Source organism: Mesorhizobium sp. M1A.F.Ca.IN.020.06.1.1 (assembly GCF_004023265.1).
Lineage (GTDB): Bacteria > Pseudomonadota > Alphaproteobacteria > Rhizobiales > Rhizobiaceae > Mesorhizobium.
Genome location: NZ_RZSR01000400.1, coordinates 1 through 5,082, shown reverse-complemented (window position 1 = coordinate 5,082; position 5,082 = coordinate 1). Strand labels below are relative to the sequence as shown.

6 protein-coding genes are annotated in these 5,082 nt (G+C 61.4%); 2 read left to right on the top strand and 4 right to left on the bottom strand.

The window, feature by feature from the left end; translation table 11 throughout:
• Both EOA60_RS18080 and EOA60_RS18075 read left to right on the top strand, forming a co-directional pair.
• On the top strand, positions 1-830 hold an 830-nt coding region (locus EOA60_RS18080), incomplete at its 5' end, for an ATP-binding cassette domain-containing protein (RefSeq protein ID WP_164899382.1).
• A gap of 51 nt (positions 831-881) precedes the next feature.
• Positions 882-1,679, top strand: coding sequence for a DUF1194 domain-containing protein (locus EOA60_RS18075; protein ID WP_127335557.1), 798 nt, complete (start codon positions 882-884; stop codon positions 1,677-1,679).
• A gap of 43 nt (positions 1,680-1,722) precedes the next feature.
• Here the strand turns inward: EOA60_RS18075 and EOA60_RS18070 are convergent, their stop codons facing one another.
• The 4 genes from EOA60_RS18070 to EOA60_RS18055 form a co-directional block, all read right to left on the bottom strand.
• On the bottom strand, positions 1,723-2,658 hold the full coding sequence (locus EOA60_RS18070; RefSeq protein ID WP_095782444.1) for a glycosyltransferase family A protein: 936 nt from the start codon (positions 2,656-2,658) through the stop codon (positions 1,723-1,725).
• 200 nt (positions 2,659-2,858) lie between these two features.
• A complete protein-coding gene (locus EOA60_RS18065; RefSeq protein WP_127335556.1) occupies positions 2,859-3,848 on the bottom strand; it encodes a glycosyltransferase in 990 nt (329 codons plus the stop codon).
• A 115-nt stretch (positions 3,849-3,963) separates the two neighbouring features.
• Positions 3,964-4,734, bottom strand: coding sequence for a Stf0 family sulfotransferase (locus EOA60_RS18060; RefSeq protein WP_095823991.1), 771 nt, complete (start codon positions 4,732-4,734; stop codon positions 3,964-3,966).
• Positions 4,731-5,082, bottom strand: a 352-nt coding sequence (locus tag EOA60_RS18055) for a methionine biosynthesis protein MetW (RefSeq protein WP_281060751.1), incomplete at its 5' end; no start/stop codon positions are given. The genes EOA60_RS18055 and EOA60_RS18060, both read right to left, overlap by 4 nt.

The window sequence follows — 5,082 nt, the reverse complement described above, 5'->3', positions numbered from 1 at the left end:
ATTCCTCGCTGCGCTGGTTCATCAACAACATCGGCGCCATCGCCGATTGGCGGGCAACGCTGATGCGCGTTGCCGACTTTCGCATCGCGCTCGGCGAAACGGACATCCTGCATGCCAAGGAAAAGCGCATCGCGTTCGGCGAAAACGCAAATGGCACACTGACATTCGACAAGCTCGAAGTCGCCTCGCCCGACGGCTGCACCAGGCTTGCAGAGACGGAGGTCGAGATAAAGGCCGGCGAGCGCGTCATGATCACCGGCGATCCGCGCGCCGGCAAGACGCTGTTCTTCCGCGCGATCGCCGGCCTCTGGCCATGGGGCGGCGGCCGCATTGGCATGCCGGCCGGAGAGACACCGTTCTTCGTGCCGCGCACCCCCTATTTCCCGCTCGGCACGCTGCGCGACGTGCTCAACCATGCCGAAGGCACCAAGATCGACGACGACGAGATTTCCGCCGTGCTCGGTGAAGTCGGCCTCGAGCGCCTCTCGTTCCAGCTCGACCGCTCGGCGCGCTGGGAGCATGAGCTGGCCGACGATGAGCAGCGGCTGCTCGCCTTCGCCCGGCTGGCGCTGAGGAAGCCGAAATGGGTGATCATCGACGAAGCGCTGGATACGTTCGACGGCGCCACGCTTCGGCGCGTGCTGGCGATGCTGCAGGCCAGACTGCCGCACGCCGCTATCCTCAATATCGGGCGCGGTCTGCACAACAACCAGTTCTTCCCGCGCGCGCTCACCATCGTCAAGGACAGCAGCGGATCGGCGCTGAAGCCGGCCCGTCTCCGCGCCGGGGCGATCGAACCCCCGCCTGTTGCCGCGCGCGCCAAGAAATAGCTTTATTTCGCCGCGATCGCCGGGAAGAATCCCGGCGTGGTGGAGCCTGCCATGCTCAAGCTGTTCAGCCTGCTTGCATGCCTTGCCTGCGCCGAGGCAGCGCCAATGCCTGCCATCGGAGGCACTGCCGTCGATGTGGAACTCGTGCTGGCCGTCGACATCTCGCAATCGATGGACGAAGAAGAGTTCGCCCTGCAGCGCGCCGGCTATGTCGAGGCGCTGCGCCATCCCGACTTCATCAGCGCCGCGCGCTCGGGCCCGAGGGGCCGCATCGCGCTCGCCTATTTCGAATGGGCGGGCGTCGTGCGCGACGACGGCGTGATCGGCTGGCAAGTGATCGACGGCGCGGACAGCGCCAACGCCTTCGCCGACACCATCGCGGGTCGTCCGTTCCGGAGCTTTCGCGGCACGTCGATTTCAGGCGCTCTCGGATTCGGCGCCGGACTTCTGGAGAAAAACAGCTACTCGGCGCCGCGCCGGGTCATCGACATATCGGGGGACGGGCCCAACAATGCCGGGCGGCCCGTCGCGATGATCCGTGATGCGGCTTTGGCCAAAGGCATCGTGGTCAACGGCCTGCCGATCCTGATCAATCCGTCGCCGAGCGTCATTCGTCTCGACCGCTACTATGCCGATTGCGTCACCGGCGGCCCCGGTTCGTTCGTGTTGCCGATCTATGCGGCGTCGGAATTCTCGACGGCTATCCGCCGCAAGCTGATCCAGGAGGTGAGCGGGATCGGCGACGCCGGAAGCATCCGCGTCGACGCGGAGGCGCCGACCGACTGCCTGCTTGGCGAACGGCTGCGGCAGCGGTTTTCCGATCCGTATTTTCCGGAGCTGGATCGGTGAGGTCCCAATTTGCACTGTTTCGGCCAGAGCGCCGCGCTGTGCCTCAGGCCGCTCTGGCGCCGTATTTGGCGCGGAACTCGTCATAGCAATCGCGGCGCCAGCGCCGGCCGACGACATAGCCGCGCAGCAGTTCGGTCGGCGAGTAGCCGAGCGCCTTTGACGACCGGTTGGCGAGATAGCCCGAAAAGGCCTGTGGCAGCCTCCCCTTCAATATGTCGGCGATGATCTGCCGCGCGATCATATAGGGCGGCACGTCGGGATAGCGGTCGGCAATATAAGGATGTTTGCCGATCAGGTTGGCGTAGGCCTCGACATAGCCGTCGCGCCGGCCGGAGATCGAATTTTCCGAATTGTATTTCTTCCAGTCTATATCATCCGACAGCAAGGCGCCGCTGCGGTTGGCAAAACGCAGCAGCAATTCGCGGTCCTGCATGCGCGTGATATCGCTGTCAAAGCCGCCGATCGCAAGCAGCGATTCGTGCCGGGCGGTGATCGCCGAGCCGGCGATGAAGATCGTCTGCGAGACCAGGGCGCGCTGCAGCCTGCTCTTGTCGAGCAAGGCCTGACGATTGATGCATTTGGTGCTGCGGCCGCCCTTGACCGAGATGAAGGAACTGATCAGCACTTCGAGCGAGGGGTTCCTGTCGAAGTGCGACAGCGTCCGGTCGAGGCGGTCCGGCAGATAGACATCGTCGGAATCGAGAAAGGTCACGATCGGGGCCCGCGCGCGCTCGATGCCCGCGTTGCGCGCGGCATTGGCGCCGCGCCATTTCGCGCCGACATAGATCAGTCTGGGATCGCGAATCTCGGCCAGCGCCAAGGCCGTTCCGTCGGTCGAACCGTCGTCGACGACAATGTGCTCGAAGCGGGTAAGTGTCTGGGCAAGAACACTTTCCACCGCGCGCACGACCTGGCTTCGCCGGTTGTGCGTCGGCGTGATCACGGTGATCAGCGGAGCTGGGTCGGAGGCAGTCGGCATCTAACTTTCGTTATGGGCAGATAAACGATGACCGTAAGATACTCGCACACCTGCCTCCATGTCCGCCCCCGGATGGATTCGGCAAACGCTACAGAAAAGAGCCGCCTATGTCACCTGAGGTGTCGCATCGGGGTCAAGTTCAGAGCGTGTTTCCTCAAAGTCATGCGGTTTGAAAGCAACACTTCGCGGCGGTTTATCCTTCAACTATGCCCGACATAGTCAGGCACGGTTTCGATTTCGTCGCTTACGAGACCGGCAGCGAGGCTGAAATGACCAAGAAATGCCAGGGTATAAAAAGCCAGGCCTACCACCAGTGAAAACGGGATCTGCCAAAGAGGCATACCCGTTTGCGGCGCGTGGCTGAGCACGCGTCGCGTCGTGCGCCACGACATGGTCCACCAGCGACTGAACGACTTGACGATCCGCTGGCTGCGACTGGGGGCATGAAGCGCGACGAACTTGCGATCGGCGTCCCTGCCGGTCACCAACGCGCGCCAATAGAAGAACCGCCAGCCGCGCGGAGAGTAGTGGTAGACGCGCGCATCAACGTTGACGATCTTGTGGCCCTCGCGCCGAAGCTGGTGCATCAGCAGCGTGCAGGACACCTTGAAGCCGTTATGTGCCGGGAAAGGGTGGCTGACGATCCAATGGCGCCGGAAGGCGACATTGTTGGCATTGATCGCCCGCTTCGAGGCGAATCTTTCGTCTCCACGGGCCATCGGGAAGAACCAGATCAAGGCGAAGGTTCTCGAGAAGAAGTCGTCATAGGACAGATAGGTATGGCCGTTCACGCAGACGGTTTGCGGCTGTTGAAACGGCTGCAGCAGATTTGAAAGCCAACCTGGCTGAGGGACCGTGTCCGAATCCAGGAAAACGACGATGTCCCCTTCGGTCAAAAGCACGCCGTTGTTCTTGAGTTCGTAATACCGGCCGTCGGGGCAAGCTGTGATCGTCAGGTCGGCAACCTGCATCAATTCAGGCGCTTCAGCTTCAATGCTCGCTTGCAGCAAGCTGCCGTCCGAATCGGGCCCGCCATGCGACACGACAACTTTTGGCCTTGCAAAACCCGTAGCGGAAACAGCCGCGATTTCGCGCGCCAGTGACTTCAGCCCCAGGCCGATCTCGTTCCAGTCGATGGATTTGGCGTTCTCCATCTCCATGACGATCGAATAGATCGGGTGTTCAGCCATAGATAATCACCACCAGTTTTGCCGGTACAGTCGCTATAGCCCTGCGGGGTATGCCGTCAAACGATTCTCGGTGCCATTCTATTTGCAAGTTTGCGCTTCAATCGCATGATTCTTTCTAGATCTTCAGGAACCCGCGCTTTTTTCTGTGCGGGAAGCTCGACGGGTCGGCATATTCAGACAGGAAACGTTTTCTCCATTCGTCATTGGTCCCGTCGCGCTGGATTTCGAGACCTGATCCGAGATTCGTTCCCCAGACAGGCTCGACCCCGGCCAACTGGGCAATTTTCTCGAGGCTTCCTCTCGGGTTTTGCTGGACCTGCTCGTAAGTTAGCGCAAGAAAGGACAGCCCGTTTTTCGCGAACCACCCGTCCCAGGCCAGATTTTCCATCAGAATCTTTTCGAGCGATTCGGCGATAGCCTCGCCGTCATAGCGTGGGGATGCGCGATTGACCTCGCTAGAGCGGAATCTGCGGGTTTGGCGCGCACGCGCCCATGAGATCGCCTGACCCAGCAAATCGCTGCGCGTCAGGCGCACATAGTGAAGGTTGGGAAGACTGGCGGGGAGGTTCACCTTCTTGGCAACTTGAGCGAATTGACTCGCAAAAAGCTTGATCGCGTAGATTCCGGAAGAGGACCGTCCTTCCGTCAGCGCCCTCAGAAGCTGCCCTCTGGCATCGCGCGGATAGCCTGGCTGTTCGAGCAGCCGGCGCCCGCCAAACCACTCCAGTGGATTGCCCAGCCCGGCGGAAGCCATCAGTCCTGCAAGATGATTGCTGCCGGTACGCGGCGAAGTGCACACAAGAATCCCTGTGCTTATCTCCGACAGAATTTCCGACGGGATTTGAACCACGGCCGGCCGACGTCGAAAGAGATCGAGCGAGATCATCGTTTCAGCAAGAACACCGCCTGCTGGCCGAAGAAGTTCCAGAACCGCCAGGGCATCGACAGGCCGATCTTCTGGCCGTTGGCGTCGAGCGCGGTCGCCTTCTCGACCGTCGCGCCGAGCTCTTCGCACAGATTGACGAAGTCGCGAATGGTGCAGAAGTGGATGTTCGGCGTGTCGTACCAGGAATAGGGCAGGTCCTTGGTGACCGGCATCCTGCCCTTGATCAGCAGCGAGAAGCGCACGCGCCAATGGCCGAAATTGGGGAAGGAGACGATCGCGCGGTTGCCGATCCGAAGCAGCTCGTCGAGCACAAGTTTCGGGTTGCGGGTCGCCTGCAGCGTTTGCGAC